This window comes from Alistipes sp. DJF_B185 (assembly GCF_964250025.1).
GTDB lineage: Bacteria > Bacteroidota > Bacteroidia > Bacteroidales > Rikenellaceae > Alistipes > Alistipes finegoldii.
Genome location: NZ_CAXUDY010000070.1, coordinates 1 through 1,144 on the forward strand (window position 1 = coordinate 1; position 1,144 = coordinate 1,144).

Sequence of the window (1,144 nt, forward strand, 5' to 3'; positions counted from 1 at the left end):
TAAATGTCGCACCCCTCGAAAGCCGTCGAGGTGTAGAAATTGATTTTGCGCACCGCTTTGTCGGGAATTCCGATTGTGTAAGTGTCGCCTAATTTCTCGCGGTTTATCTGCTCGGATGTTCCGCTCGTCGAACAGACGATTTTCACCTCGTCGGGTGATAGTCGGGCATGATGCAACACCCGCCCGATAAAATCGACGCTGTTTACAAAGAAATGCAGATTATAGGACACGCCATGCGTTACGGCATTGTGGCAAAGATTTACGACCGATGCCAACGGGCTGTTTTCATGCCACAGCCGCACCTGCATCGGCGGTTCGCTGGGTCAGACAATCCGCGTTGTCGGCAAGGCCTGCAATTCATCCAACAGAAATTCCCGCTCGATGGGTGTCGCGGACATATAAGTCGCGCGGCTGAATTTGGGTATTTCGGCAAGCAATCCCGTAACGGCTCGGTGTCGGAATGAATAGTCGAACAGCAGGCGGTGATATTCGTCTACCAACAACAGGGCTTTGGCGTATATCTCGGCTCCTGCTACCTCTGCGACACGCGGAATCGCGTCATAGGTGGCCATGATTTTTCAGCGGTCGTGCGTTTTCAGATAGTCGGCTATCTCTTGGTTGGTGACACCGCCGTAAACCCCCAGCAGGTCGGCGTGTTCGGGCAGTTTGTTCTTGATAAGGTTCACCGTCGGAACGGCAATTAAAGTCGATATGCGGTTCTCGATGGCAAGTGTCGTTGCACCGCATCCCGTCTTGCCCTTATTAAAGATGCAGTTTTCGGGTAATTTGTTGTTGAGTTCGGGAATTTGCTGAACGTGGAGTGCGTCCGAAGGTGCTGTAATGATTGAATTCATAAGTAAAGAGTAAGGGAAAAATTACGCCGCATATTTTTTGTGCGGGTAACATCTTTATTAGTAAATTTAATTTCCGACACACTTTTTATGCGGCCGCATTTTTTCGGTGTGGAAAGTATCTTTATAAAGAGAATTGATTTCCGACACAAAAAATATGCGAGCAGGGCACAAAAGCAAGGGACACCGAAAATGCCCCTTACATGACCTTACCCCTACTTGTCGGATTTTCCTCTCTCGTATTATAAAGATAGCACCTTTTTTATTGACAACAAAGGTCGGACAGCAATTAA

At 48.3% G+C, this 1,144-nt stretch carries 2 protein-coding genes and 1 pseudogene; all 3 read right to left on the minus strand.

The genetic code is table 11. The features are described 5' to 3' along the window. Positions 1 to 275, minus strand: a pseudogene (locus tag ACESTR_RS16185) (hypothetical protein); the annotation flags it as partial. Positions 276 to 323: 48 nt separating this feature from the next. Continuing rightward, positions 324 to 572 (minus strand): hypothetical protein, encoded by a 249-nt coding sequence (locus ACESTR_RS16190; protein ID WP_256169429.1) that lies wholly within the window; start codon positions 570 to 572, stop codon positions 324 to 326. A gap of 6 nt (positions 573 to 578) precedes the next feature. After that, positions 579 to 854, minus strand: a complete 276-nt coding sequence (locus tag ACESTR_RS16195; RefSeq protein WP_373179450.1) for a hypothetical protein — start codon at positions 852 to 854, stop codon at positions 579 to 581. Positions 855 to 1,144: the final 290 nt, after the last annotated feature.

Excerpts from the sequence above, each read along its gene's own strand:
- ACESTR_RS16190 (WP_256169429.1), bottom strand. The coding sequence starts at position 572 with ATGGCCACCTATGACGCGATTCCGCGTGTCGCAGAGGTAGCAGGAGCC.
- ACESTR_RS16195 (WP_373179450.1), bottom strand. The coding sequence starts at position 854 with ATGAATTCAATCATTACAGCACCTTCGGACGCACTCCACGTTCAGCAA.